The organism is Sporomusa sp. 246TCP1 (genome assembly GCF_057319775.1).
Map to the genome: position 1 here is coordinate 181,699 of NZ_CM170492.1, position 26,450 is coordinate 208,148.

At 41.5% G+C, this 26,450-nt stretch carries 25 protein-coding genes; 12 read left to right on the top strand and 13 right to left on the bottom strand.

Translation table 11 applies throughout. The annotated features are described in order from the left end of the window. Positions 1–23: 23 nt before the first annotated feature. The 4 genes from AC1ECB_RS00855 (at position 24) to AC1ECB_RS00870 (ending at position 4,340) form a co-directional block, all read left to right on the top strand. Entirely contained in the window at positions 24–1,757 is a 1,734-nt protein-coding gene (locus AC1ECB_RS00855; RefSeq protein ID WP_485667046.1) for an ABC transporter ATP-binding protein, read from the top strand. Positions 1,758–1,762: 5 nt separating this feature from the next. Further along, positions 1,763–3,655, top strand: coding sequence for an ABC transporter ATP-binding protein (locus tag AC1ECB_RS00860; RefSeq protein WP_485667047.1), 1,893 nt, complete (start codon positions 1,763–1,765; stop codon positions 3,653–3,655). A gap of 125 nt (positions 3,656–3,780) precedes the next feature. Further along, positions 3,781–3,939, top strand: coding sequence for a hypothetical protein (locus tag AC1ECB_RS00865; protein ID WP_485667048.1), 159 nt, complete (start codon positions 3,781–3,783; stop codon positions 3,937–3,939). 14 nt (positions 3,940–3,953) lie between these two features. Next, entirely contained in the window at positions 3,954–4,340 is a 387-nt protein-coding gene (locus AC1ECB_RS00870) for a spore coat protein (protein WP_485667049.1), read from the top strand. A gap of 659 nt (positions 4,341–4,999) precedes the next feature. Here the strand turns inward: AC1ECB_RS00870 and AC1ECB_RS00875 are convergent. Next, positions 5,000–6,220 carry an IS110 family RNA-guided transposase gene (locus tag AC1ECB_RS00875; protein WP_485667050.1) on the bottom strand — a complete coding sequence of 407 codons (1,221 nt, stop codon included), beginning with the start codon at positions 6,218–6,220 and terminating at the stop codon, positions 5,000–5,002. A gap of 274 nt (positions 6,221–6,494) precedes the next feature. Continuing rightward, positions 6,495–6,791: a DUF4405 domain-containing protein gene (locus AC1ECB_RS00880; RefSeq protein ID WP_485667051.1), complete on the bottom strand. Its 297-nt coding sequence runs from the start codon at positions 6,789–6,791 to the stop codon at positions 6,495–6,497. A 183-nt stretch (positions 6,792–6,974) separates the two neighbouring features. Here AC1ECB_RS00880 and AC1ECB_RS00885 point away from each other — a divergent pair, with 183 nt between their 5' ends. From AC1ECB_RS00885 to tnpC, 6 genes are all read left to right on the top strand, one after another. After that, positions 6,975–7,637, top strand: coding sequence for a response regulator transcription factor (locus tag AC1ECB_RS00885; protein WP_485667052.1), 663 nt, complete (start codon positions 6,975–6,977; stop codon positions 7,635–7,637). Between the two features lies 1 nt (position 7,638). Beyond that, positions 7,639–8,907: a sensor histidine kinase gene (locus tag AC1ECB_RS00890; RefSeq protein ID WP_485667053.1), complete on the top strand. Its 1,269-nt coding sequence runs from the start codon at positions 7,639–7,641 to the stop codon at positions 8,905–8,907. A 128-nt stretch (positions 8,908–9,035) separates the two neighbouring features. After that, complete coding sequence (locus tag AC1ECB_RS00895) at positions 9,036–9,620, top strand: hypothetical protein (protein WP_485667054.1); 585 nt, start codon at positions 9,036–9,038, stop codon at positions 9,618–9,620. Positions 9,621–9,744: 124 nt separating this feature from the next. After that, positions 9,745–10,113, top strand: coding sequence for an IS66 family insertion sequence element accessory protein TnpA (gene tnpA / locus AC1ECB_RS00900; RefSeq protein ID WP_485664427.1), 369 nt, complete (start codon positions 9,745–9,747; stop codon positions 10,111–10,113). Next, complete coding sequence (gene tnpB / locus AC1ECB_RS00905; RefSeq protein ID WP_485666585.1) at positions 10,107–10,463, top strand: IS66 family insertion sequence element accessory protein TnpB; 357 nt, start codon at positions 10,107–10,109, stop codon at positions 10,461–10,463. The genes tnpA and tnpB overlap by 7 nt, the downstream gene beginning before the upstream one ends. Positions 10,464–10,552: 89 nt before the next feature. Continuing rightward, positions 10,553–12,136, top strand: coding sequence for an IS66 family transposase (gene tnpC, locus AC1ECB_RS00910; protein ID WP_485665402.1), 1,584 nt, complete (start codon positions 10,553–10,555; stop codon positions 12,134–12,136). A gap of 166 nt (positions 12,137–12,302) precedes the next feature. Here tnpC and preA read toward each other — a convergent pair whose 3' ends face one another. The 4 genes from preA to AC1ECB_RS00930 all read right to left on the bottom strand — a co-directional run bounded on the left by preA (position 12,303) and on the right by AC1ECB_RS00930 (position 17,087). Continuing rightward, the gene (gene preA, locus AC1ECB_RS00915) at positions 12,303–13,490 is read right to left on the bottom strand and encodes an NAD-dependent dihydropyrimidine dehydrogenase subunit PreA (protein ID WP_485667055.1); all 1,188 of its coding nucleotides are present in this window, start codon (positions 13,488–13,490) and stop codon (positions 12,303–12,305) included. A 66-nt stretch (positions 13,491–13,556) separates the two neighbouring features. Further along, positions 13,557–14,666, bottom strand: coding sequence for a TDT family transporter (locus AC1ECB_RS00920; RefSeq protein WP_485667056.1), 1,110 nt, complete (start codon positions 14,664–14,666; stop codon positions 13,557–13,559). A 141-nt stretch (positions 14,667–14,807) separates the two neighbouring features. Next, positions 14,808–15,734, bottom strand: a complete 927-nt coding sequence (locus AC1ECB_RS00925; RefSeq protein WP_485667057.1) for a PocR ligand-binding domain-containing protein — start codon at positions 15,732–15,734, stop codon at positions 14,808–14,810. Between the two features lie 114 nt (positions 15,735–15,848). Further along, positions 15,849–17,087, bottom strand: a complete 1,239-nt coding sequence (locus AC1ECB_RS00930; protein ID WP_485667058.1) for a GDSL-type esterase/lipase family protein — start codon at positions 17,085–17,087, stop codon at positions 15,849–15,851. Positions 17,088–17,245: 158 nt separating this feature from the next. Between AC1ECB_RS00930 and AC1ECB_RS00935 the strand changes: the two genes are divergently transcribed. After that, positions 17,246–18,547: a phosphatidylserine decarboxylase gene (locus AC1ECB_RS00935; protein ID WP_485667059.1), complete on the top strand. Its 1,302-nt coding sequence runs from the start codon at positions 17,246–17,248 to the stop codon at positions 18,545–18,547. Positions 18,548–18,676: 129 nt separating this feature from the next. Here AC1ECB_RS00935 and AC1ECB_RS00940 read toward each other — a convergent pair whose 3' ends face one another. Further along, entirely contained in the window at positions 18,677–19,237 is a 561-nt protein-coding gene (locus AC1ECB_RS00940; protein WP_485667060.1) for a flavodoxin family protein, read from the bottom strand. A gap of 109 nt (positions 19,238–19,346) precedes the next feature. Further along, a complete protein-coding gene (locus AC1ECB_RS00945) occupies positions 19,347–19,790 on the bottom strand; it encodes a helix-turn-helix domain-containing protein (protein WP_485667061.1) in 444 nt (147 codons plus the stop codon). 175 nt (positions 19,791–19,965) lie between these two features. Between AC1ECB_RS00945 and AC1ECB_RS00950 the strand changes: the two genes are divergently transcribed. Further along, positions 19,966–20,859, top strand: a complete 894-nt coding sequence (locus AC1ECB_RS00950) for an alpha/beta hydrolase (protein ID WP_485667062.1) — start codon at positions 19,966–19,968, stop codon at positions 20,857–20,859. Positions 20,860–20,915: 56 nt separating this feature from the next. Here the strand turns inward: AC1ECB_RS00950 and AC1ECB_RS00955 are convergent, their stop codons facing one another. The 5 genes from AC1ECB_RS00955 to AC1ECB_RS00975 all read right to left on the bottom strand — a co-directional run bounded on the left by AC1ECB_RS00955 (position 20,916) and on the right by AC1ECB_RS00975 (position 26,369). Then, complete coding sequence (locus tag AC1ECB_RS00955; RefSeq protein WP_485667063.1) at positions 20,916–21,632, bottom strand: ABC transporter ATP-binding protein; 717 nt, start codon at positions 21,630–21,632, stop codon at positions 20,916–20,918. Positions 21,633–21,634: 2 nt separating this feature from the next. Beyond that, positions 21,635–22,786 (bottom strand): ABC transporter permease, encoded by a 1,152-nt coding sequence (locus AC1ECB_RS00960; protein WP_485667064.1) that lies wholly within the window; start codon positions 22,784–22,786, stop codon positions 21,635–21,637. Then, positions 22,783–23,919 carry an efflux RND transporter periplasmic adaptor subunit gene (locus AC1ECB_RS00965; protein WP_485667065.1) on the bottom strand — a complete coding sequence of 379 codons (1,137 nt, stop codon included), beginning with the start codon at positions 23,917–23,919 and terminating at the stop codon, positions 22,783–22,785. Before AC1ECB_RS00965 ends, AC1ECB_RS00960 begins: the two co-directional genes overlap by 4 nt. A 411-nt stretch (positions 23,920–24,330) precedes the next feature. After that, positions 24,331–25,701 (bottom strand): HAMP domain-containing sensor histidine kinase, encoded by a 1,371-nt coding sequence (locus AC1ECB_RS00970; RefSeq protein ID WP_485667066.1) that lies wholly within the window; start codon positions 25,699–25,701, stop codon positions 24,331–24,333. Further along, positions 25,698–26,369 (bottom strand): response regulator transcription factor, encoded by a 672-nt coding sequence (locus AC1ECB_RS00975; RefSeq protein ID WP_485667067.1) that lies wholly within the window; start codon positions 26,367–26,369, stop codon positions 25,698–25,700. Before AC1ECB_RS00975 ends, AC1ECB_RS00970 begins: the two co-directional genes overlap by 4 nt. Positions 26,370–26,450 lie beyond the last annotated feature (81 nt).

Consider the following 26,450-nt stretch of genomic DNA (forward strand, 5'->3'; position numbering starts at 1 on the left):
ATAGCAAGGTGGAGGCGTATAGGATGATCACTTGGGCGTTTTTGCATAAATATAGAACTAAGTATTGGAAGCAATTTTTGGTTGCTGCTGCGTTTGTAACAATTGAAGCTATATTTGATCTTTTGCAGCCCACCATCGTGTCTAAAATAATTGACATTGGTGTGGCCGACAGGCGGCCTGATTACATCTTAAGCCAAGGTGCCCTTATGGTTTTAATTACCGCTTTTGGCGCGTTTGCTGCTTCCGTCCGCAATGTAATTGCCAGTAAGGTATCACAAAATTTCGGGTCAGAATTGCGGGGCGATTTATATGAGAAAATTCAAATGTTGTCATTTACTAACATTGATAACCTTAACAGGACTTCTCTGGTAACCCGGCTTACAAATGATGTTAATCAGGTGCAGCTATTGGTGAACAGTCTAATGCGAATATCGCTGAAAGCACCACTTCTATGTATAGGCAGTCTAATTATGGCGATAAATCTTAATCCTCATTTAGCAGTTATATTGATATTCATTGTTCCTATTATTTTGTTATTAATAGTCATTACTATTAAGGTGGGTTTTCCCCGGTTTGCCCAAGTCCAAACTGCACTTGATCAGGTCAACGCCGTTATGCGGGAGTATTTATCCGGGATTAGGGTGGTCAAAGCTTTTAAGCAATTTGAATATGAGCAGGAAAAGTTCGCATCAGCCAATCAGGAACTGCAGGGAAAATCGGTTGGTGCTATCCGGCTAATGTCTGTTTTTAGTCCTAGCATAGCACTCACTGTTAATCTGGGTATCGTCATGGTGCTATGGCTAGGGGGATTAGGGGTTAACACCGGGCAAATACAAGTTGGTCATATTATTGCGTTTATAAACTATATGTCACAGATATTGGTTTCGTTAATGATTGTATTCCTGATATTTAATAACTTTGTCAGGGCAAAAGCCTCGGTGATACGAATTGGTGAGGTATTTAAACAGCATAATGATGCCAAGTGGATAATAAACCATTTTGCATTCCAGCCAGTTAACAAAGGACGTATCGATTTTGAAAATGTCAGCTTCAGCTATGCTGGTTTAGGCGGGCCAACGGTACTAAGCGATATCAACCTGACTTGCCTGCCCGGACAAACGGTTGGTATTATCGGTGCAACCGGTGCCGGCAAAACTAGCCTGGTCAACTTAATTCCGCGCTTCTATGAAGTGACTGCAGGCTCCGTAAAAGTGGATGGGCATGATATTACCGAGATTAATCCCGGGCAGCTGCGAGAAAAAATTGCTCTTGTGCCACAGCAAGCAGTTCTATTTACCGGCACCATCATGGATAATATCCGCTGGGGCAAAGAAAATGCTACTGCTCAGGAGGTAGAAGCAGCCGCAAAACTGGCAGCGGCACATGATTTTATTATTTCTTTTCCTGAAGGATACAACACCAAATTGGGGCAGGGAGGCGTCAATTTGTCTGGCGGACAAAAGCAGCGACTAGCCATTGCCAGAGCCCTTATCAGGAAGCCTGCCATACTTATCCTGGATGATTGTACGAGTGCGATTGATATTGTTACTGAAGAAAAAATAAAACAGGCATTGAATGAGTATGCGAGTCAGCTTACTTGCCTAGTAGTCGCCCAGAGAATTAGTACTGTCCTGGATGCCGATAAAATTGCCGTTATGGAAGATGGTACTATTACTGCGTGCGGTACCCATACTGAGTTATTACAAACCAGCAATGTTTACCGCGAGATTGTCCAGTCCCAGCGGGGAAGGAGATAACTGTTATGGCTGAAGGTAATGAACAAAGCAGAGATAACGAGCGTCGCAGTACAGCGGCTAACCAGACATGGCGCGGGCCTGATGTCGGTAGAGCTTTTGGAGGGCGACGTTCCAGGCGTGGTGTAAAGCCTAAGAAATTTACTCAAACACTGCAGCGGCTATGGCAGTATTTTCGGCAGGAGCAAAGAATGCTTGCCATCATTTTTTCTTTAATTTTGGCCGATTCGGTGTTGGTGTTGACAGGTCCATATCTAATCGGGGTAGCGATTGACAGCATGGTTGCACCAGAACCTGCGGTTAGAGGCGGAAGGCTGGAAGTATTGCTTTTAATTTTGGTTGTAACGTATCTGGCTGATGGTCTATTGAGTTGGGGGCAGGGGTGGTTGATGGCCGGTATCTCACAGCGGGTAGTAATGCAGCTAAGAGCAACACTATTTGCCAAACTGCAAAAACTGCCACTTGCTTACTTTGATATCCATCCCCACGGTGAATTAATGAGCCGATTAGCAAATGATACGGATAATGTCAGTGGTACATTATCTCATTCAATTTCACACCTTATGTCGTCATCCATCGCCATTACGGGATCATTTGTGATGATGCTGGTATTAAGTCCGTTGCTTACACTGGCTGCTCTGATTACGCTGCCGTTAGTTATTTTTTTGACCCGCATTATTTCTCAAAAAACTAAAGTATTGTTTAAAGAAACGCAGGTTGAGCTGGGAAATCTAAATGCCCATGTAGAAGAGACTATCTCAGGTATTTCAGTGATCAAGGCTTTTAACCATGAGCATAAGGCCATTGACGATTTTAAGGCTATAAATCGTAGACTGTGTGAAGTAGGAACAAGTGCTCAAATCTGGTCCGGTTTTCTGATGCCAATAATGAATGTAATTACTAATATCGGCTTTGGGGCCATTGCCATTGTTGGTGGTATGCTGGCGGTAAATGATTTAGTCACTATTGGTACCATTGCCAGTTTTATTAGTTATTCACGGCAATTTGTCCGCCCCGTCAATGAGCTTGCCAATATTTTCAACACAGTACAATCTGGGGTTGCCGGTGCTGAACGGGTATTTGAAGTTTTAGACCAGGCTGAAGAACCGCCTGATCTGCCGGAGGCCGTTGAACTTGTAGCGCCTAAGGGTCAAGTGGTTTTCCAAAATGTCAGTTTCGGTTACAGGCCAGATGTGCCGATACTACAAAATGTAAATTTTGCAGCTACAGCAGGCAGCAGCACCGCGCTTGTAGGTTCTACCGGGGCGGGTAAAACCACCTTTGTTAATTTGCTGGCGCGTTTTTACGATGTTACCGATGGAAGGATTCTGCTTGATGGCAGGGATATCCGTGAATATACGCGAGACAGTCTCCGTAAGTGCTTTGGTATTGTGTTACAAGATACGTATTTATTTTCCGGTACTATTAAGGAAAATATTCGCTACGGCAGACCAACAGCGTCGGACGCCGATGTGAAATGCGCAGCTAAACTAGCCAACGCCGCTGTATTTATTAACCGTATGCCAGAACAATATGATACCAGGCTTTTAGAAAACGGCGGTAATCTAAGTCAGGGCCAACGGCAGCTTATCGCTATTTCCCGGGCAATTTTGGCAGAGCCATCGATACTCATTCTAGATGAAGCTACCAGCAGCATAGACACTCGAACAGAATTTTTTATTCAGGATGCCTTACGTAAAATTATGAATGGGCGTACTACGTTTATTATCGCTCATCGGCTCAACACTATCCAGGATGCAGACCGGATTTTGGTAGTAGAAAATGGTCAGATTGTTGAGCAGGGCAGTCACAGTGACTTACTGGCAGCAGGAGGCATATATGCTGGCGTGTATTCTAATCAACTACGAAATAAAGAAGATTTTGATATAATGAGGGAATAGCTGGGTGGTATATTTTTGCCTAATTTAGCTCAAATTACAATATGTTCAACAAATGGAGGTGCTTTGAGTTGCGGCAAAATAATCTCAGCCCAAAAGAACGGGCTTACTTAGAAGGCGCGCTACAGATGGAGAATCTTTGTATTGCTAAATGTAGTGTTTATGCTGATCAATGTGCAGACCATGAACTGAAAAACATGCTGTTTCGTATCACCAAAGATAAACGTCAGCATGCCAATATCATTAAACAAGAGCTTGGCAAGCCCGAATGGCAACATCAACAGTGAGGGGGAAATAAATAATGAGTCGCCAAAAGCAGTTTTCAACAGCAACCAGGAATCGACTTTCAGACCACGATATGTTGTTGGATTTGATGATGTCTGAAAAACATTTATCGAGCTTATATGACCACTGTGTGCTGGAAGCTACCACACCTGTGGTAAGCGACGCTATTGAGCGTTTACAGGCTGATACTCATAATAATGTCCATACTCTTTTCATAGCTATGCAACAACATGGCTGGTCTAGTCCAGAACAAGCAGCGGAGCGTCTCCTGAAAAGCAACCCCGTAGAAGCATATAAAAATTTTGACCTAATTTCAGAAAGTAAATACGCAGGTTCTTCGGGACCGCGAGGATCTGGCCGGCGTGTGTCTCGTGGACAACGGTTGGATAGCTTGACAAATTAGAATACAGAAGCGGCAGTAAAAGGCACGGAATATCACAGACATACGGCGATAGTTTAAAGGGGCTGTCGCACTAAGAAATTAGTGTGGTGCCCCTGTTTTGCTCTGTTGTCTTATCTTTGCTGCCCTTGTTAAAGGAAGGTGGCGCCGCAGCGCCGGAGGGATTGGGTTCCGGTTTTGTTCGTTCGTTTCTGTATCGTTCGCTTTTCAATCCCCCTGTCACTGCGGTGACATCCCCCTTTAGCAAGGGAGACGGGGGTTAAAGGCATTTTTCTTAAATAGCAGCATAAGAAAGGATAAGTATTGGGAGTCGCGGGGGCCTTATAAAACAAGGCACAGGTGGCCATCATATAACGCTTTGCCGCTGGCGCTTAACCTCGCTTATGATGCAACCCTCGTGACTCCCGTAACCCTTCGGTCTTTGCCGGAAAAAGCGTTCCGCAGGAGAAAAGCCGGGCGGTATTCCGTTAAAAAATCCGTACTGTTTGAGCGTAGCGAGTTTACGGATTTTAGGAATATCGTCCGGCTTTTCAGCTTTTGGAAGCGGGGGGCCTAGACCTTTTGTTACTTTACTATGAAAACATCTCCTATGTGCCAGAAAAAAAGGCGCACAAATACAAGCCTTATAGTCTAGGGCCAAAAAATTTATGGTATGTAGGCAATTAGGCCGTAGCTGTGGTGGGGAGCTCCCAACCCAAAGCCGCTAATTTCTTCAAATATGATTGTATTTTCTTCTCCCGGTTAAATCGATTGTAATACTCGGAACCTAACTCTCGATAAGGAACGTCTGTTTTTAGTATGTGGTAGATCGCTATCAGTATGGAATGGGCGACAGCTACGGCGGCTCTGCTGCTTCCTCTTCGTGCCGCAATCCGTTGATATTGGGCTGAAAAGAAGCTTCCCTTCACTTTTTGCGCAGCCTTAGCACATTGAATTAAGATGGCTTTTAATGTTTTGTTTCCATGAGTGGTTTTTCCACTCTTTCGTTTTCCTGCACTCTCATGGTTACCTGGAGCCACACCGGCCCAAGAGCTAATATGGCCATCTGTGGGAAACCGATTCATATTAAGCCCGATTTCCGCTAAGATGGTTTCTGCACTGATTCTCCCAACACCCGGAATTTCATCTATGGCTGTGATGGCAGCTTCATATTTGTCTAAGTAGTCTTTGATGAGTTTGTCCATATCTTCGATACGCTTTGTCATATCATCAATATGATCCAGGACATTGCGCAGCAATCTGCGTTGCAAAGGCGAGATAACTCCGTCAACAGAAGCCATGATTTCATTGAGTTTACCGTGCATGCTGGGATGAAGTAGCCTTAAAATTTCGTCTTCATCCAGCTTTTTGTCTTGGACAATGCTTTCCAAAAGTCGCCGGGAACTCTTGCCGTTGATAGCACTTACTACGCTAGATAGTTTCACATTGGCTCCCTCTAGCATTTTCTGCAATCGGTTCAGCTCACGGCTTCTCTCATCAGTCAAGCTCTTGCGGTAGCGAGAAATTTCCCGCAGTTCACGTTGTTCACGGTCTGGAATATAGCTTGCTTTTAGTAACCCATGTCGGAGAAGATCCGCAATCCATTCTGCATCTTTGACGTCGGTCTTACGACCAGGCAAAGATTTCATGTGCTGGGCGTTGACTACCATGGCATCCAAGCCGGACAGTTCAAAGATGTTGTACAATGGCTTCCAGTAGGAAGCGGTACTTTCCATGGCAATCATTTGACATCTAGCCTCAACTAGCCAGGCTGATAAATCCCGCAGTTCTTTTGTCGTTGTACCAAACTGACGAAGTTCCTGCTTTCCACCACAGATTAGACAGGCAACTATCATCTTTTTGTGTACATCAATCCCACAACAACGCTCATAAGTTATGTCCACAATATCATCCCTTTGTAGATAAAATATGGCGCGACTTCCTGTAAGTTATTATTTTACTACACGTCCTTTCGCCCGAATGAGCTGGACAATATGTGGTTCAAGCAGGAAGTCATATCAATTTTGGGGTCGAGTTCTTAGCTCAAAAAGTATCGACCTTATGCCACACTTTAATTATACGACATTGTTTTCGTTTATGGTGATGCTACAGCGCGCGTTGCATCTAATTTTGGGGCAATGCAAAAAGTAAAACTTTTTGCTTTCTATATCACAAAAATTACGATTTTATCATCAGGTATGACTTCATTAATTTCAAATTGAGCCCAAGATGTACTAAACCAGCAATAATAAATACATATCCTCCCCACTCATGTGCTACTTTAGGGTAAAAAGATTTTTGACGTGATTTTGCAGAATTGTTACCCGCAATAGTACTTCCAGCTTGTTGACTTTGTACCGCCTGATATTTTTCGTTGTCTCCCGGGCCACGTCCGCCACCCCCAGTCATTTGCAGACCTGTTATTGATACAAGAATAAAAGCTAATGCAAGTATAATTGATGTAAATCTTCTCATTGATTATTCCCCCTTTATAGTGTGCATCATTATTCATGATGCTCCTGCCTTGCTATAAATATAGGATAACTAAGAAAGATTAAATACTCATTAAACGAAGGTTAGAATAAGATTAAAAATAAATGGTGTGGGAGTATACTAGGTATAGAATAATAACTAAAGGGGTTAATGATGCGAATACTTGTGGTTGAAGATGACAATATTTTGAGAGAAGCAACGGTATCAATTTTATCCGGAGAAGACTATATAGTGGATCAAGCATCGACCGGTGATGAGGGATTGTATTTGGCCGAGCAAGGAATACATGATTTAATTGTGCTGGATATTATGTTACCAGGGATTAGCGGTTTGGAGATTGTTAAAAGTCTGCGAAAAAGTGGTTGCGCTATTTCGATACTGCTTCTGACAGCAAAGGATAGTGTCGATGATCGTGTAATTGGTTTGGAGTCCGGCGCAGATGACTATCTGGTGAAACCTTTTGCTATGCGGGAATTACTAGCCCGAATAAAAGCTCTTATACGCCGTAAGGGCAATTTAATTATCGAGGACCAGATAAATTACGGTAACTTATCGTTGAATAGTAAAGTAAAGGATGGTTTCGTTAACGATGAGCCTCTGGGGCTGACTAACAAGGAATATGAAATTTTAGAATTTTTAACATTGAATAAAGAACAGATAGTTACACGGGATCAGATTTTTGATCGGATTTGGGGATTGGATTCTGATACTTCGAGTACCATTGTTGATATATATATACATTATCTACGCAAAAAATTAATTGTTTATGGCTTAGATACTTTGATTCAAACCGTTCGTGGTGTTGGATTTATGCTGAAGGAGAGTTAGCATGTTTCAGCGTACTTTGGCTCGACTGACAGTTATAAATTCATTCGTTTTTTTCATTGTATACTTTCTATTTACTTTGATACTTTACGGATATCTTTCTTACCGGCTATTCGATAGATTAGATGAAGCCATGCGTTTGCACGCAAGTGGATTTAGATTAGCAAATGGGATCGTTGTTCCAGTAAAACGTCCAATTTTTGATCCGCGAATTTTTGTATTAGCCCGTAGCACAGATGGACGTATAGTAAATCCGATTCCTTTTCACGAGAATGAATTAAAAAATATTGATGAGATTACTTCCAACATTGAAGCTGGCGAATTGAAGACAAAAGATTATGAAGGCCATGTCTATAGAATAATGAGATGGCCATATATATACCAAGAAGATCTTTACGACAGTGCTACAAAATTCCGCATAGAATCTGTCTTTGTAATAAGCATTGTAGATTCGGAAGTGCAATTGCTCAATAACTTTTTGTGGCTTATTATCGGTGGTGGAGTTACAAGTATATTTGGTATTAGCTTAGCAGGGTTTTTTCTTGCTAAGCGGGCCATGATTCCTATTCAGGAAGCATGGGAAAAACAGCAACAATTTGTTTCGGACGTATCACATGAATTGCGCTCTCCTTTAACCGGAATATATAGCAATGCCGAGCTGATGCTGCGGCATCCAGACGAGACTATCCGGGAAGAGTGTCATAGAATCAATACTATAATGCAAGAGACAAAGCGAATGATCAAGCTAATATCAAGTTTACTTACACTGGCGAGATCAGATGCCGGTAAGTCTGACATAAGCCTAAGTTTGATTAACTTAAGTGATGTTGTTAATGAGGTTATCAGCCATTTTGAAGTGTTTAAAGAGATAAATCATATCAGTTTAGTAGCTAATATTGAATCCAATGTAGAAGTAGTAGCCGATAAGGATAGAGTGCATCAATTAATCGTAATTTTGTTTGATAATGCCTTTAAATTCACGCCTGCAGGCGGGCAGGTCAATATTGATTGTTATATATCTAATAGGAACGCCATAATAAGCGTGCGAGATACGGGAGTTGGTATAGCTCCTGAGAACATTTCACGCATATTTGACCGCTTTTTTCGTGAAGATAAATCTCGATCAAGAAATTCCGGCGGAACAGGTTTGGGCCTATCTATAGCTAAGTGGATAGTCGAAAAGCATGCCGGGATAATCAATGTGAAAAGTGCATTGGGAAAAGGAACAAACTTTACGGTTTCTATTCCAATACAAAGAAAACATCAGACATAGTTATCTAGAAAGTACTTCCTCTTCAAAAAAAGGAAATAGGTAATTAAGAAAAATTTAAATCTTTGAGTGTATTATACAGATATACCACCTGATGGTATATAAACTAATTTGAAAGAGGAAAAACAAAAATGAAAAAATCGATTCGTAACAGTATAGTTGGTATCCTAAGTGCATCTTTTCTTGTGGCAGCGCCGCTGGCAACAACTGTATATGCAAATGAGTATAAAGCAGCGCCAAGCTATAATAACAATGCCAAGATGGATAGCCAAAGAGATTCCGGACAATTGCAATATTACCATGGTCAAAGCCCAGTAGAAGTAGTTAAGGCCAATGCAAGCAAATTAGGATTTGATGCAGAGTCTGATGTTTTTAAGGTAGAAAAGGAAACAGCTACTTCCGCTGTTGTTAAAGTTAGTCATGACGGTTCCAACTTTAAAGTAACTTTGAAACGTATTCAAAAGCAAGATTACAATCAGAAGCAAGATAGTAATCATGTCCAAAACCGCGACCAAAGGCAAAATCATAATCAAAAACAAGATCAAAAACAAGATCAAAAACAAGATCAAAAACAAGATCAAAAACAAGATCGGAATCAAAACCAAGACTCCGGACTCAAACAGGATCGTATGAAAGACCAACACCAAAACGATAATAAACAGAATAACAAGCGACAATATGGTGAGTGGATTATTCAGTCAGTAGAAGAAATTTAGTAAGCGTCAAATAAATCGTCACATGTACAACCAGGCCTCCGGATGAGACAATAGGTCCAAGAGAATCACATAGAGTTTGTTGGAGTCATTTGGATTCTTAGAAACTCGCAGGAGGTCTACTTTTATGAGCGTACAGAAAGTGACGCATGAAGTTCGATTGGAGAAATGGCGCAATATTGTTACGGCTTGCCGCAACAGTGGCAAAACCATTAAAACGTGGTGCAGCGAAAATAACATTAACGTGAAAACATACTATCATTGGCAGAAACTTGTATGTCAGGAGACTTGCCGGGCAATTTCGGTAAGTCTCCCTGCCTCCAGCGAGGCTGTTCCCGTACAGGGTTCGGTATTTGCAGAAATGAAGATGCCTAAGCATCGTGCGGAAACATTGGCTATCACGATTGAGCGTAACGATATGCAAATCCATGTCTATCAAGGCGCTGATATGGTAACCGTGGAGGCTACGCTTCTGGCACTGAAACATTTATGTTAGGTGATATATCTAAAATCGAACATATCTTTCTCGCCTGTGGCCACACCGATATGAGAAGATCTATTGATGGTCTGGCAGCGACCATACAGCAATGCTTTCACCTAGATCCGTTCTCCAGCAGTCTGTTCCTGTTTTGCGGCCGTCGGCGTGATCGAATCAAAGCGCTCTTTTGGGATGGCGATGGCTTTGTACTTTTGTATAAACGGCTGGAGAACGGAGGCTTTCAGTGGCCAAAAGATGAAAAAGAGGTCAAACACATTACGCCACAACAGTTTCGTTGGCTAATGGAAGGGTTAAGCATTCAACAGCCGAGGGCGCATAAAAAAGTCGATAAAATACAAATCGTCTAATTTGCTGAAAGTCCTAAATATCCTGCAAAATCAATGGATTTAACGGATTTTTCATGGAAAAAAGCCATAAAATATGGTATAATTATTACATGAAAATTCTAGTGAACGGTACTAATACACAAGAAGAAATGATCTCTGTTTCTCGTACTGAATATGAGGCACTAAAAATACAAAATGAGGAACTGACTCAACAGGTCAAGTGGCTGATGGAGCAAATGCGTCTTTCCAAACAAAAACAGTTCGGCTCCTCCAGTGAAAAAAGCAAATACGATCAGTTTAATCTTTTTAACGAGGCGGAGGCAACAGCAGATGAACGGGTGCCCGAGCCTGAATTGACTGAAGTTCAGAAGCATTATCGTAAGAATGTCAAAGAAAGAAAAGAGACCATTCCTGCCGATTTACCAATAGAGGTTGTAGAGCATTTTTTACCGGAACATGAACAGGAATGCCCGGAATGTGGTTCAAAACTGCATATTATGGGTAAAAATGTCCGCCGCGAATTGAAGATCATCCCGGCCAAAGCAGTTATCGTAGAACATATTGACTATGTATATGCCTGCCGCGACTGTGAAGTCAATTCATGCAGCGTGCCTATTATCAAGGCACCAATGGACAAGCCGGTAATCAAAGGAAGCTTTGCTTCTCCAGAAGCAGTTGCTCATATTATGACACAGAAATTTGCAAATGGAATGCCATTGCATCGCCAGGAGCAAGATTTGAGCCGTATGGGCATAGCTCTTTCCAAACAAACTATGTCTAACTGGCTAATTCGGTGTTCTGAAGATTGGCTGGAGCCAATCTATGATGCCTTTAAAGAGCTACTTTCCATACAGCCAGTGCTCCACGCAGATGAAACCATTTTACAGGTACTTCACGAGCCGGGCAAATCTGCGCAAAGCAAAAGCTACATGTGGCTGTATAGAACTGGCGGGTGTGCTAGTATACCTATTGTGCTGTGTGATTATCAGCCAGACCGGAAGGCAAAGCATCCTTTAGAATTTTTGCAGGAGTTTAGCGGCTACCTTCATACGGATGGTTATGCCGGGTATCATAGCTTGCCGGAGCGAATCGTCATTGTGGGCTGCTGGGCACATGCCAGAAGAAAATTTGACGAGGCGCTAAAAGGCCTTTTGGAAAAAGACCGAGAAGGCTCTGGGGCGCAACGTGGCAAACAATATTGCGATAAGCTATTTACTATTGAGCGCCAACTAGCTGATTGTACACCGGAAGAACGCTATAAAAAGCGTCAGGAACTGGCAAAACCAGTGCTTGACGAGTTTTTGTCGTACCTTCATACAGTAAAGGCATCTACCAAGAGCGGATTTGGCAGAGCCGTGCACTATACGTTGGAGCAATGGAAATATCTCGAACGATATCTACTGGACGGAAGGCTGGAAATCAGTAACAATCGCGCCGAGCGCAGCATTAAGCCGTTTGTGATTGACCGCAAAAATTTTCTCTTTGCCAACACACCGCGAGGAGCTAAAGCCAGCGCAGTTGTGTTTAGCATAATAGAAACCGCAAAGGAAAATGGGCTCAATCCATATGCCTACCTGACTTATATTTTTAAAAACGCACCCAACTGGGATATACGAAATGATGTTGAGGTACTACAACGACTAATGCCCAGTTTTGTTCCAGATTACTGTAAAACTAATGCCGTTACCAAATGACTTGTTGTCAAGGTGACGGCATTTTTGACGCTTACGAAATTTAATAGGCAGAGTCTAACAAAAGAGCGAAAGATCTTGTAAAATCGTCAAAAATAAAATGAAGTGAAAAAAGGAGCTGTGTTGAACGTTGAGTTTCAGCAACAGCTCCTTTTTATATACCTGTGACTCATAGCAAAGCTAACACTCCGTGCGGGCAAACATGGGTGCACAACGAGCACCCGTCGCAGAGTTCCCGGTTGACGGTGATTCGTTTGTCTATGAATTGTATGGCGGCTTTACCACTTTCGGAACATATGATAATGCATTTGGCGCAATTTGTACATTTCTCCGGTACTGCGACTGCCGATCGAGCCCCCCATGCCATGTTTAGGCGCTCTCGGACTGTTATTTTGGCAAGGGATGCACCGATAATAGCATTCAAATCCAAAATACCCTTGCGCTCAACATATTCTTCTAATCCCTGAAGAATAGTAGTGATAATTTGATAGCCATTCAGCATAACAGCTGTGCCTATTTGTACGCAGCAGGCGCCAACAGCCATATATTCAACAATATCTTGCCATTTGGAAATTCCCCCCATACCATGAATGGGCACCTTGGCAACCTGCGCCAGTTGTGCTACGCAACGCAGTCCAATTGGCTTTATGGCTGGTCCTGAATAACCGCCGAAAGCGCTGTACCCGTCAACGATTGGCAATGGTTCAAATGTATCAATATCAATCCCCAGCAAAGCCTGCACTGTGTTGATGGTTGACAATGCATCTGCCCCGGCTTGAATGACAGCCTCAGCAATGTTCTGGATATGGTTGACATTGGGAGTCAATTTGACGATGATAGGGATGGTGACTACCTTTTTCACCCAGGCCGTAATGTGTGCCGACTGATCTTCATTCTTGCCGGTTTCGGCTCCCATAGCACTCTCGATCCGAAAGTGCGGACAGGATAGATTTAGTTCGATAGCATCGGCCCCGGCAGCTTCCATACGCAGGGCTAACTCCTGCCACTTTTCACATCGATCATCGGCCATGATGCTAGCGATAATCACCTTGTTGGGGAACTCCTGTTTCAGTTCCCGCACTGCCTGTTCCCAGTAGTTAATAGGATAATGGGTTAGCCCTTCAATATTTTCAAATCCGGTGATACTTCCGTCATTATGCCGCAGGACGGCAAAGCGATTGGCAGTATCGCCTGTTATGAGATCATCACAAGTGCAGGTCTTAGTCACTGCGCCAGCCCAGCCTAATTGCAGCGCTTTGGCAATTCCCTCTTTATTCTGCGTTGGCGGAGCTGATGATAATATACAAGGGTTTTCTAACTGAATTCCGCAAAAGGAGGTTTGTAATTTTTTGCTCATGTGACAATTAAGCACTCCCTTTCGTTATATTATCAGTAATTATACCATGTTTAGGAAATAGAAAAGTTAAAGATTATTTAAATTATTCGGTGGTTTGACACCCAAATCAATACAAACTTGGGAAAATGTTTTATAAAATACTGTAATCCAACAAAATGCCAATAGGCAGTAGCAAAGAAAACCGAAAACTCTAATCTCTTCACACTCTAAGTTAATTGAAATTAAATAAGTAGCAACTGTGTAAGCACCAAGGGGGAAGGTATATGCCCACCATGAAAGTGCATAGGGTAAGTTATTTCTAAGGATGTAGGTAATAGTAATAACACTGGCAGTAATTAGCCACCAAAAACCGAAACTCCAGTAAATCAATCCCAAAATATTGAGAACAGGGATCAAAGCACTGTTCATAAATTGCAAGCTAGCAGCATGTCCTAAATTCAAAAGGGAAACTGTTCCTGCCCCGATAGGCCCTAGATAAATCCAAAGGGTAGGAATTAAGGAACCAGGCAGTATTGGGGCCACAAAAAGTCGATAGAAACAGATTACCGCCATAAACATAAAAAGGAAGAAACCTACTCCCCAAGATATGTAATTTATTAGAAGCATAACTTTTTGAATGGTTTGGGGCCAAGAAGGAATGAGGGATGCTCCAGCAATGGGAACCACTATTAAACTTACCGGAGGCATAAACCAAACCGGGTTAATATCCTCAATCGTTACTTTATTGAAATAATTTAGGGTTGGAATGATGACAGCTGCTGTCAACGACAATACAGCGCCGGTAATCCACAAACCCTTAGCGATAGTTAATGCCAGATTTATCCCGATATAACTAGGTCCGAATGATATAAAGTCCGCTGCTAGCACTAAACACCCGATAGGCATTGTAGCATAGAACTGTCCTGTAATTGGGTGATTGAGATCTCTTAACGCATAGTCTTTATAAAAAAACCAACGCAGAATCCACGGAACTATCAGACCAAGAAAAAGAAGTATATTTATGCCCCATAAAAATACCGCTACACTATTAAGTCCAGCCCAATAACATGCGTAGTTTTTACTAGCAAGGGCAAAAATTCCTGTTCCCATAACAGAAGCAAACCAGGCTGGTGAAAGATTTCTTACCACTTGCGAAAAATATTGATTTTGACAATCTACTTCGGATTGTACTTGCAAACTCCATCACTCCTTGTAATACTGTTTTTTCCACCTTTAATCATTTTACTTGGTTTAATCATTAAGATCTCTACATAATCTTTTTATTTATCTGGATTAATTTTCGAAATAAAAAACCGCCTCTTATCAAGGCGGAGTAAGTTAGCTATTGACGTGGCGATAAGAGCTGGGAGAAACGCCTATCTTTTTCTTGAAAACTCGTGAAAAATAATTTGAGTCATTGTATCCTACTATGCTAGATATTTCGGATATTGAAATGTTGGGATATTTTTCTAAAAGTTCCTTTGCTTTTTCTAATCGAGTCTCCATTAAGAAATTGGAAAAGGTTTGCTTTCGTACTTGACTAAATAGATAAGAAAAATATGTTGGACTTAAATGAACATAGTTAGCTACTTCTTCAAGAGAAAGTGATTTTTTAAAATTTCTATATATATACCTACTTGCTTGTTGAACAATTTGATGAGACCATTCTAATGAAATATTTTTGGGTAATAAAGGGTCTCCTTCATTTATATCCTCTAGAATGGTTTGATCTACCATTCTAGCAGTTTCGCTTTTAATTCCTAATTTGATTAGACAGTTACTGATAGTATGTATGGATTCACCTAGAATCATAATCTTTTCACGTTTTATTACTGGAATTTTTTCATAAAGTCTGAGCAGTTTTTTAGTATCCAAATTTAAATCCTGGACTTTCTCTTTTAGTTTACTCTGATTAAAAGTGCCACTAATTCTTATCTCGCCAGTTGCAAGAGCTCCAATACAATTTGAGTTACTGTGAAGAGGAATTGCGAGTATAAATAATCCAGCATGACAAGGTAATATATGGTGCTTATCCGGTTCAAAATACATGCATTTTGTAACAGAAGCTCGACATCGTTTAAGACCTTCCGGACAAGAACGAATGAAGTGGCAATATTCACTTTGAGACTTTTTTTTAGGGGTAACAATATAGTCCCCATTACAACTAACAAACTTTAGCCAAATTTGGTGGAGGGTACTAAAACTATCTAGTAATGGCAGAATATCACCTATATCTTTATCTAAACTTGTTTGATTAAATTTCAAGTCACGCACCTCTTGCTAGTTAAGATTCTAATTATGGTTTTCATAGAAAAAAACGCTATTGCTGGCAATAGACAAATAGCGTTTTTTGCATCTATGAGATGGCTGATTAAAAAGTTACAAAGAATGCTCCTTAATATAATCAGACACTTTATGTCCAATAATCCTCTTCCCTGATATATCTAAATGTAAGCCGTCTTGCGCATATTTTACCGGCAATAATCCTTGCTCATCAACCAGCGACGGGTATACATCGACATAAGCAGGCTGGCTTTTAATAAAGGCATTTACCTTAGCCAATTCAGTCTTCCAATTAGAAACGGTTGCTTCGTTAAAAACGCGTTGAATTCGTTCAGGGTTTATTGGCGGAAGGGTCAAAAAAATGGGCTTGATATTATTATTCTGGCATTTCTTATTAATAGCGGCTAATGATTCTATTACATCATCTGCACTTGTTCCTCCCCTAATACTGTTACTGCCTCCCATAATAAGTAAGTATTTAGGTTTAAACGGCAGCACTTCTTGGTCAAAGCGTTCTTCCAATGTTTCCGCCGTATCGCCACTTTTGCCCAGATTTTTTGCTTTGTATGGCAAATAGCTTGAGTAATCAAAACGAGCATCAGATGGGGGATTGGATATTGCCCCCCCGCCATGGGTAATACTGTCGCCGAAGGTCGCCCATTCATAACTGCCAGTTTTGACTTGCAATAAAACAGGATCTGAATATAGGCCGATTGGTTGGTTGTCTTTATCGTAGGCAAGAACCCGCCAATAGTAAATTCCCTTATCTATTAGCGGTTCGGGATCATAACAATCAAATCCCGGCTGCTGGATAAAATAGGAACGTATTCTATGTTTTGAAGGTTCTGTTCCATTTGGTGATTCAGGCCATTGGTCAGTGACTTCAACTTCATATTTGGCAGCGCCTTCTACCGGAATCCAAGAATATACAGGGTATAAGGGTAGCGGGCCGTCAGTATAAAGGGATGTAGGTGTTGGTTTGGACGGATTCAGGCTCATCTTACTGAGAGCTTTCGGTTTGGAAAAAGGGCCTATTGGATTTTTATCTAAATCTAATGGCCGGGTCCGAAGATAGAGCTTTTTGAGATCTTGTCCCTCAAATAAGGAAAGCGGTAATTGAATACCCGCCGTGAAAACGCTGGTTGTTGTGTACACTACTTGTTTTGGCATTGCCCGGACATCTTCATTCACTGCGATTGTAGCAATTTCTAACTCATACATCACAGCATCCTCCGCATTGGGCCATAAACATTCGATTTTTCCTGCCTGGGCATGGGCAAAAATCGTCAGAAAGGTAAAAATAGTCATAATAACAGTTATTTTCTTAAGTTGCAAAATAGTTCGCCTCCATATATACATGCAAATAGGTTTAAATATGTATTCTATGAAGCAGCTTCAATTTCCTGTTTTACAAGAGACTGTGACAGGTATTATGGGACGCAATGTCGAAGAAAAATCTAAAATATCACATTCCAAATAAAGGAGGCTACTCTATGTTAAAGAAATGTCCTAATAGCATCTTTAGTTTTATCATTGCTTTACTATTATTCAATGTTGCGCTTTTTTCTAACATTAACAACGTTGCTGCCGCAGAAAGCATCAAAAAGCATGCACCTGATACTGAAGAGCTAATTACAATTGTAGAACACAATGCCGACCTCAAAAGCATGCTTATTCAATCTATTAAGCAGGCCAAACAGATTAATCCTGACCGGGAAACTAATCCAGTTCAATCTTTAGAAGAATATTACGATTTCATTGATTGGTCAACAACAGCTATGCCGTTCAACATCCTGCCTTCAGCGGAACACTATCCCAAATTATACGAGAGCATTGATCAAAGTTTAGACTACTTCTATTTTCTTATCGACCAGCCATTAGATAGACTCAAAGGTAAGGGTTACTACTACAATTCACTTCAATACGTAGAACCTTACCGTTCCTGGATGATAAACTTCACTAAACACTGGGGTGAATATTTAAGTACTAAAGATTCCTGGAATGAAGAATTTTATAAAAAATCCTGTGCTGATGAAAGATTCGGTATGAACAATGGCTGGTATGAAAGTCCTCAAAATTGGGCTACATTTAATGACTTTTTTGCCCGCTATTTAAGTTCGCCAGCTGCTCGTCCTATTGCTGAAACTACGAATGAAGCTGTCGTTATTTCTCCTGCAGATTCCACACCGCAGGGTGTATGGAAAATTGATAAAAACTCTCGCATTGGACAGCAAAAAGGTGTACAGTTAAAATCAGCTAATTTTAACTCCGTAATTGATATTCTCGGTTGGGATAGCGCTTATGCCGGCGCATTCGCTAATGGGATTTTAACACATACTTTCCTAGATGTAAATGATTATCACCGCTATCATTTCCCTGTAAGCGGAACAATCAAAGAGGTTCGCACTATCCTTGCTGATGATGCCGTAGGCGGGATTACTCTCTGGAATGAAAAACTTCATAAGTATGTGTTAGAAGCTAAAAATCCTGCATGGCAGTCTATTGAAACTCGTTCCTGTGTTATTATCGATACGGAAAAATATGGTTTAGTTGCTGTTTTGCCAATCGGCATGTCGCAAGTTTCCTCTGTTAACTTCGAAGAAAGCGTTAAAGTCGGCGCCAAAGTCAAAAAAGGTGATCCGCTCGGTTACTTTCTATTTGGCGGCTCTGATATTGTAATGCTTTTCCAGCCACAGGCAGGCTTTGAATTAACCGCTCCCGTACTTGATGTCGATTCGTATAAACATATTTATATGGGAGAAGCTTACGGCATAATGCAGGGGGTTAGACAATAACCTATATGACAGGTTTTGTATAAGTAACGATTAAAATAATACCAATTAATAAGAACTGAGAAAAGCACCTGCCAAAATATATATAATTTGGCAGGTGCTTTTCCTTTTTATGGAATTGGGATTGTGTAATTACCGGCGTGCCAATTCTTGGCCGATATCATAGGCGCTTTGCAAAAGTTGTTTATCTTCATACACCATGCCGGCATTAGGCAATCCGGTTCCCACTAATGGCTTAGGACCACTTATAAAACCAACACGTTCCAATACTTGAGCTGTAGCCTTGATGGTATTTGTATATGTAGTGTTATCTAGTTGATTTTGGGTGAATATCAGGGCATATTTTTTGCCGTTACCGAGGCTACTGCTAAAATCAGGTTTCAGATACCCGAATAACCGATCCATAAAGAGAGCAGTCTGGGCAGTAAAACGACCAAAGTAAATTGGAGAGCCTATTATAACCCCATCTGCTTCGTCAATGGCTGTGAAAATTTCAGTCAGATCATCCTCGACTACACACTTTCCAGCTTTTTTACAGCCCCCGCATGCCTGACAGCCGCGTATATTCCTTTCATTTAAGTAATAGATAGCGGTGTTGCTGCCTTGAGCCTTTGCTCCTTCCAAAGCCTTTTGCAGCAACACATCCGTATTACCGTTTTTTCGGGGACTACCTACTAAGCCGACGATTTTCATCGTAATCACTCCTTGTTTTATATTTTTTCCAATCTATATATCATACTACATCACCTTAACGTTAACGTCAATATACAAAATAAAAAAAACACCTGAAATTTTCAGGCAGTTATTCAAGCAACGATTTTTTATGCACACATTCCGAAGGGCAAATTGCGAGAGAACAATTTTTGCATATTTCGAGCGAGGACATAGCTTTTTTTATACGTAACTGTGATTTTTCCAATTCCGCCATTCGACAACTAATTTGGCGGAATTCTTCCTCCAGCAAGTGATTGATTGTTTTTATTTTTTCTTCCTTGCTTTGTGTCAAATCGATTCCTTCCAGCAGCTTGCGGATTTCCTCTAAAGAGAAGTCCAAATCTTTAAAACGCTTAATAAATATTAACCGTAGCAAATCGGTTTCAGTATACAGGCGGAAACCGCCAGAACTTATTTCAGAAGGAGTCAATAAACCCAGTTCTTCATAATACCGGATTGTACGTGGAGTGACTTTCGCAAGATTGGCAATATCTCCAATCTTGAGTAACTTATTATTGGTTTCTGTTGACATGCTAAAATCACATCCATAATATTTAAATTTGCCGATTCATAAGTTATATTTATTAACTACTCTAATTTATAATACCACAACTATCCACGATAAAACAGAGCGCTATGGCAGGAGTTTACTTTACGGATAAAGAAAGATATCTTGGAAAATCTATAAAAAAGAGAAGTGGGTTACCATGTCATTTATAAGAGACTATCTTATCGCTATGAAGGAAAAATTTGATCTTGAGAAAAATACAGTTGAACAGATACGCCGGGAATGGACGGCAGTGGCTATTAAGGCGGAACTCCCCAGTGGTACTACTGTTGATAAGGTAATGGTAAATAATTTACCGGCAGAGTGGGTTACGGCAGCGAATGTCCCTACAGGGAATGAACAGGTAATTCTCTATTTTCATGGCGGTGGTTTTTATTCCGGTTCATGTGATACTTATCGCGCTTTAGCGGCCAGTATTTCTGCAGCGAGCGCCGTTCGCGTCCTGGTGGTGGAGTATCGGTTGGCACCGGAACATAAATATCCCAGTGCCAATGATGATGCAATTAGCGCTTACAGTTGGCTTATTGAAAGTGGTATATTGCCTAAAAATATTGTAATCGGCGGGGATTCTGCAGGTGGTGGTCTTACGCTTATGACCTTACTGTCATTACGTGATGCTGGTTATCAGTTACCTGCCGCCGCATTTATGTTATCGCCGTGGTCGGATCTAATATATTTTGACGGTGAGTCCTATGTAAGTCGAGCGGAATTAGATCCCTTATGTAGTCTAAGCGGATGCAAACTATCCGCAGACTACTATATTGAAACTTCTGCGATAAAACCACCAATTTTATCTCCAATAAACCAAAACCTGGGTGGATTACCCAGTCTCTTAATTCAGGTCGGCGACCATGAGGTATTACTGAATGATTCTACCCGCTTGGCAGCGCGGGCTCAAGAAGCTGGCGTGGACGTTACCTTGGAAGTATGGGATAACATGTGGCATGTATTTCACGCCTTTGCTGCAATTGTACCTGAGGCGCAGCAGGCAATCAATAATATCGGCAAATTTGTACAAAAACATGTTGGGTGATGTGATACAATGGATACCAATTTTTCTGGCTTGTGACGAAAATAGCAGCATTTTTGCTATTTTGCCGGTAAAGACATCGCGTTCTTCTCCTTTTCCTCAAAAACCAGACCATCCCGCATCCGATAGATCCGTCTAAAGGTCGGTATAACCACTTCATCATGGGTTACGACAATGATGGCTGTTCCATATTGCTTAGCCAATTCATTCAATAACTTGATTACAGCTAGTGAACGGTGGCTATCAAGGGGAGCTGTTGGCTCATCAGCCAATATTACCGGAGGATTATTGGCCAACGCCCGGGCGATCGATACTCGTTGCGCCTGACCGCCGGAAAGCTGGTAGGATTTGAACTCTGCCTTATCAGCAATATCAAGGGTAGTTAATAGTTCTAACGCCCGCTGCCGTGCTTTTTCGTAGGGCTGTCTCGCCAATAACATGGGCAGGGCGACATTTTCAATATTTGTTAGGAAGGGAATTAAATAGGGAGCTTGAAACATAAAGCCAATTTTGTCTCGCCTGAGCGTGCGGACATCGTGGATCAACCAGCCATTATCAAAGATTACGTTTCCACCAAGCTCAATCCGACCAGCAGTAGGGTCAATAATGGCACCCAGGCATTGCAGTAAGGTTGTTTTCCCTGAGCCGCTTGCTCCAATGAGGCCAATCACTTCCCCGGAATAGACAGTCATATTTACGCCGCGCAGAGCATCAACAGTCTTCTCGCCTGTGCCATAGCGCTTTTTAATTTCTTCCATTACTATCGCAGTATCCATAGTTATCCCCCAATCGCCGCTGCCGGTTCAATTTTAATTGCCGCTCGAATGCTGATAATGCTGGCGAGAGTGCATATTGCCATCGTTAGTACAAAGGAAAACACTCGAATATCCGTATTGTATGCGATATATCGCGGAAAAATTGGTACCCAAAGATCAGATACAATATACCCTATCGCATAACCGATAATACCAATCCCCCAGGCTTCTTGTAAAATCATCATCGTAATCAGACCATTGCTAGCGCCAATCAACTTCAAAACGGCGATTTCCTTCAATTTACTCATAGTCATTGTATAAATCAAGAGCGCAACGATAGCGGCACCGACAACTTCCAAGATGATTAAAAAAAAGGCAATTTGTTTGGCTGCTTTATCGATAATCTTTGATAAAAGTAGATGTTCCATGTCCGAGTATGTGTAGGCTTCAAAGTGTTTCCACTGTTTGATACTTGCTGCTACCTGATGTACGTCCCATCCCGGTGCCACCTTAACCAAGATTGCATTGGTTTTATACTTGGAAAATTGGTTATTATCATCCGCCGCATTTTGTCTCTTTCGGTCGTTATAAACCGACGTAGTGTCTTTTTTAAATTGAATTTCTTGTGCGTCTTTTAATCGAATAAAAAGGGCGGGATCTCCTGATGGACTTACCATCCGTTCCGTTAATCCGACAACTGTATATTCATAGCCACGGATATGAATTTTATCACCTACTTTAAAGCCGCTCTTTTTATCCGCGATTGCTTCATATTTGGATTGAATAATCGGCCGGCCAGCTATGATATTTGTTGGTTGTCCCATTTTACCATCCTCGTATCCTGTGATCATTATCCGAACATCGCTATTTCCCCATTGTACTTGCCTTGAGAAAATTATTAAATTAGCTACTTCTGCGACTCCGGGAAAACCGGCTAATCCGCGATATTCATCAGCATAAAGGGAGGAGGCTTCCGCATAAGGTCCCAAGGTATCTTTTTGCACAACCCAAATATCTGATCCCGCTGTAGCCGGCAGCGAAAGTGCATCGGCACTCATCCCGCGGTAAATCCCACACAATGTAATTGTGGTTGCAATTAATAATCCTAAAACCATGCCGGTAAGAGAATAACGCCACCAGCTATAGCGAATATCCCGAATCGCTAAATTGATCACAATGTTGACACCAGCCTTACTCTCGCTCCTTCGGTGAGTTGTGTTTTACAATTAAGGACGACGGTTTCATCTTGTTCTAGCCCAGTGATAATTTGGACTTTGCCATCAGTGGTTCGGACTCCGGTTTTTACCGTCTTATAATAAGCTTTGCCATTTTGGATAACCCAGACTCCAGCTTCATTGTTGTTAGTTTTTATTGCCACAGCCGGAATATATAAAGAATTGGCTGCCGTAGGCAAATGTATAATTACATTAGCTAAGTCCGCCAAGAAAACCGTAGCGGGAGCAGTTTCAAACTTTACGTCAACAAAACGTTCTTCTGTAACCGTGTCACCTTGGATCTCAAGACGATCAACCGTTCCCTTCAGAACCTCGGTTTGATTAGAGCGTAGTACAATTTCTGCCGTTTGTCCAAGATCAACCCCGCTAAAACAGGTTTGATCAATTCTAGTTTGTACCCAAAGTGTTTTCGGATCAATAATAGTAAAAACAGTTTGCCCGGCAATGACTGTACTGCCAGCTTCTGCCTGACGGGAAACTACAATTCCATCTACCGGGCTGATCAGCAGGAGGTTTTTCTTCTGATCGAGCTGGCCTTGATAGTCGGCGGAAGCTTGATCTACCTTGCTTTGTGATGCCTGAAAAGCAGATAATGCTGAAACTAAAGCTGACTGGGCAACTTCGGCATCATTTTGTTTAGCTTCCAATAATTCTTTACTGATAGCCCCGCTTCGGAATAGCTCTGTGTAGCGGGCTACTGTTGTCTGCGCTAATTGATTACGACTCCTAGCATCTTCAATTTGTGCCTTGGCTGTTTCTGCAGCGTGTTGACTGCCAACTAACGCGGCGTTACTGGCAGTGATGCGTTGTTCAAGGTCGACCGGGTCAACTTCCCCTAACACTTGTCCTGCTTTTACCACATCACCTTGATCCACATAGAGTCTCAATATTCTACCGGTTTGGGTAGGCCCTACATTGTAATTCATTTTCGCCTGTACTGTACCTATTCCAAACACGGTTGGTTTGAGAGTATCTGTTTTAACTTTTTCAGCAACTACCTTTTGTGGTCCAAAGCCACCCCACTCATAAAGAACAAAGCTAATGATACAGGCAAATACGATTGCTAACCCCAAAAACCTTAGACTCCTATTGAATTTCATCAAAAAATCCTCTCCCGTGTGATTGCTAATTAAAGATTTGCTTACTTCTTAATTTACTAGTATGGGTATGGAACATAATACAAGATTTCCGCGATAGCTCTGCTAAGAATATTAATTAAGTATAGGAGCAGGGTCGTAAGAACAAACAATAGACCATACATAACCTGCGCATGATGTAGGAGTAGCTCCGCGTTTTTGGCAACAGTAACAAGCATTTTGCATAATCCTCCGTTGTGGAAATATCTTTTCTAAAGTCTGCGATGTAAAACTAAATCCATTATAAATTGGCAAAGTGTCATGAATATGGCAACCATTGATAAACTAATTTATAAATAAAAGATGCAAGCTGATTGCAGCTTGCATCTTTATGTTTAATGAAAGGCTCTATTTTTGCCAAGGGATACGTATTGTAAAAGTAGTTCCTTCTCCTTTTTTGCTCTCTACCGAAATTGTTCCGCCCATAGCTTCTATTAAACCACGGCTTATGGATAAGCCTAGGCCGCTTCCACCGGTAGAGCGGTTACGAGATTTGTCAACCCGATAAAAGCGCTCCCATATTAAGGGGAAATACTCTGCGGCAATTCCTTCTCCTTGATCAGATACGCAAACTTGGAGCCATCCGTTTTCTTCGGTCAATAGTAAACAGATACGGGAACCAGTCGGAGCGTATCGGCTTGCATTGCTTAGAAGGTTATCGAGAACCTGCTCCAATCGATCAGTATCGCCCAAAATGTAGCGCTTATCAGTTTCTAGACGCAGCACCAGCGAAAGATTTTTTTTCTTTAACAGCAATTCTATCTTATCGGCTTGGTTTATAAGCAATGATGCTAAATCAATCCGTTCCTGTTTGATAACCATTTTGCCGGATTCCAATTGCTCAGTATCCGTAATGTCATGCACTAATCTGGTCATTCGGTCTGTCTCAGCTAATATCTTTTCCAAATACTGAGTTCTTTCTTGATCATTTGTTGCAATGCCGTCAATGAGAGCTTCTGTTGTTGCTTTAACGCAACTTAGTGGTGTTTTTAATTCGTGCGAAATATTAGTGAAAAAATCGCGTCTGGTTTGCTGGGTATGAAGAATAGCATCGGCCATGGCATTAAACGTTTTTCCCAAGGCTCCGATTTCGTCTTTACCGGTGGAACGGGTACGGCTTGCATAGTCTCCTGCAGAGAAGCGTTTGGCGGCAGCAGCAATGTCGGCAATCGAGTGGGTTAATTTGCGCGACAACAGTAGTGCGAGTAATAAGGCTGATACAAGTCCGGCGATAAAAGGAAAGAGAGAGAAGCGGAGTACTCTTTCCCAAATAGAATGCAGAGAGTTAATCGAATAATAGGCTAGTAGGTGTCCTGGCTTGTCCTCTACTGTCACTGGTACTGAAATAATGATTGCATTTTGCCCTTCGGGTGAAAGAAGGATTTGCCGGGAATAATCAAATGAATTATAGATTTTATTGGATTCTGCGTACAAATGATCCGGCTGGAGTCCTTGGAGAACCTGTCCGTCGTTATTTTCCAACCAGAGTATTGCTCCCGTAGCCTGACTTGCTAATTGCCATTCCCGCAGGTTGGGTATGTGACCGGATTTCAAATCCTCTGAAAAAAAGGTGGCAATATTACTAACCCTTATTGCTAAGTCCCCTTTATTGCCTTGATAGGCAAAGTAGATAACCGAGCATAGCAAGGTTAGGGCCATAAAGATGATAATTGCCACATGGCTGAATAACTGACGCAAGAATAGGGAACGGGTTATCATTGTTTGTCCACCTCAAATTTGTAACCGGTTCCGCGTATTGTTTTTATAAAATCGCCGGCCATGCCAAGTTTTTTGCGGATTCTTTTAATAGTAGTATCAACAGTACGTTCATCCCCATCAAAGTCGTAGCCCCATAAATTAATCGTCAGATTTTCCCTGGTAAAAATAGTATGGGGATGGCGGGCCAAAAAATACAATAATTCAAATTCTTTGGTAGATAACTCAATACGTTCGTCATTAATAATAACTTTTTGTGTTCCTGGCTCTATTGACAAGGAAGAAAATTGTAGTACATCTCCCGTCAATGCCAGTTTTCCGTTCCGGCGCAAAATAACGCGTACTCTGGCAACTAACTCCCGTGGACTAAAGGGTTTGGGAATATAATCATCGGCACCCAGGTTGAAGCCAGTTATTTTGTCGTTTTCTTCTCCTAGTGCCGTCAAAAATATAATGGGTACATTCCGCTTAATTGTTTTGGCAATTTCCCAGCCGGATAAGCCGGGCATCATCACATCCAGTATTAGAAGATCAGGTGATAGGGATGTCTCGATATCCATAGCGGCATTTCCGTCTGCTGCCGCAAAAACCTGAAAGCCTTCGCGGTTAAGATACCAGGTAACGATGTCTCTTATATCTTTCTCGTCATCGGCAATAAGAATCTTTAACATGTAACTAATTTCACCCTTTTTTATAAATATTAAGGAAGATTTATTAATTTCTTTTTTTAAGTATAATACAAAATAATGGCA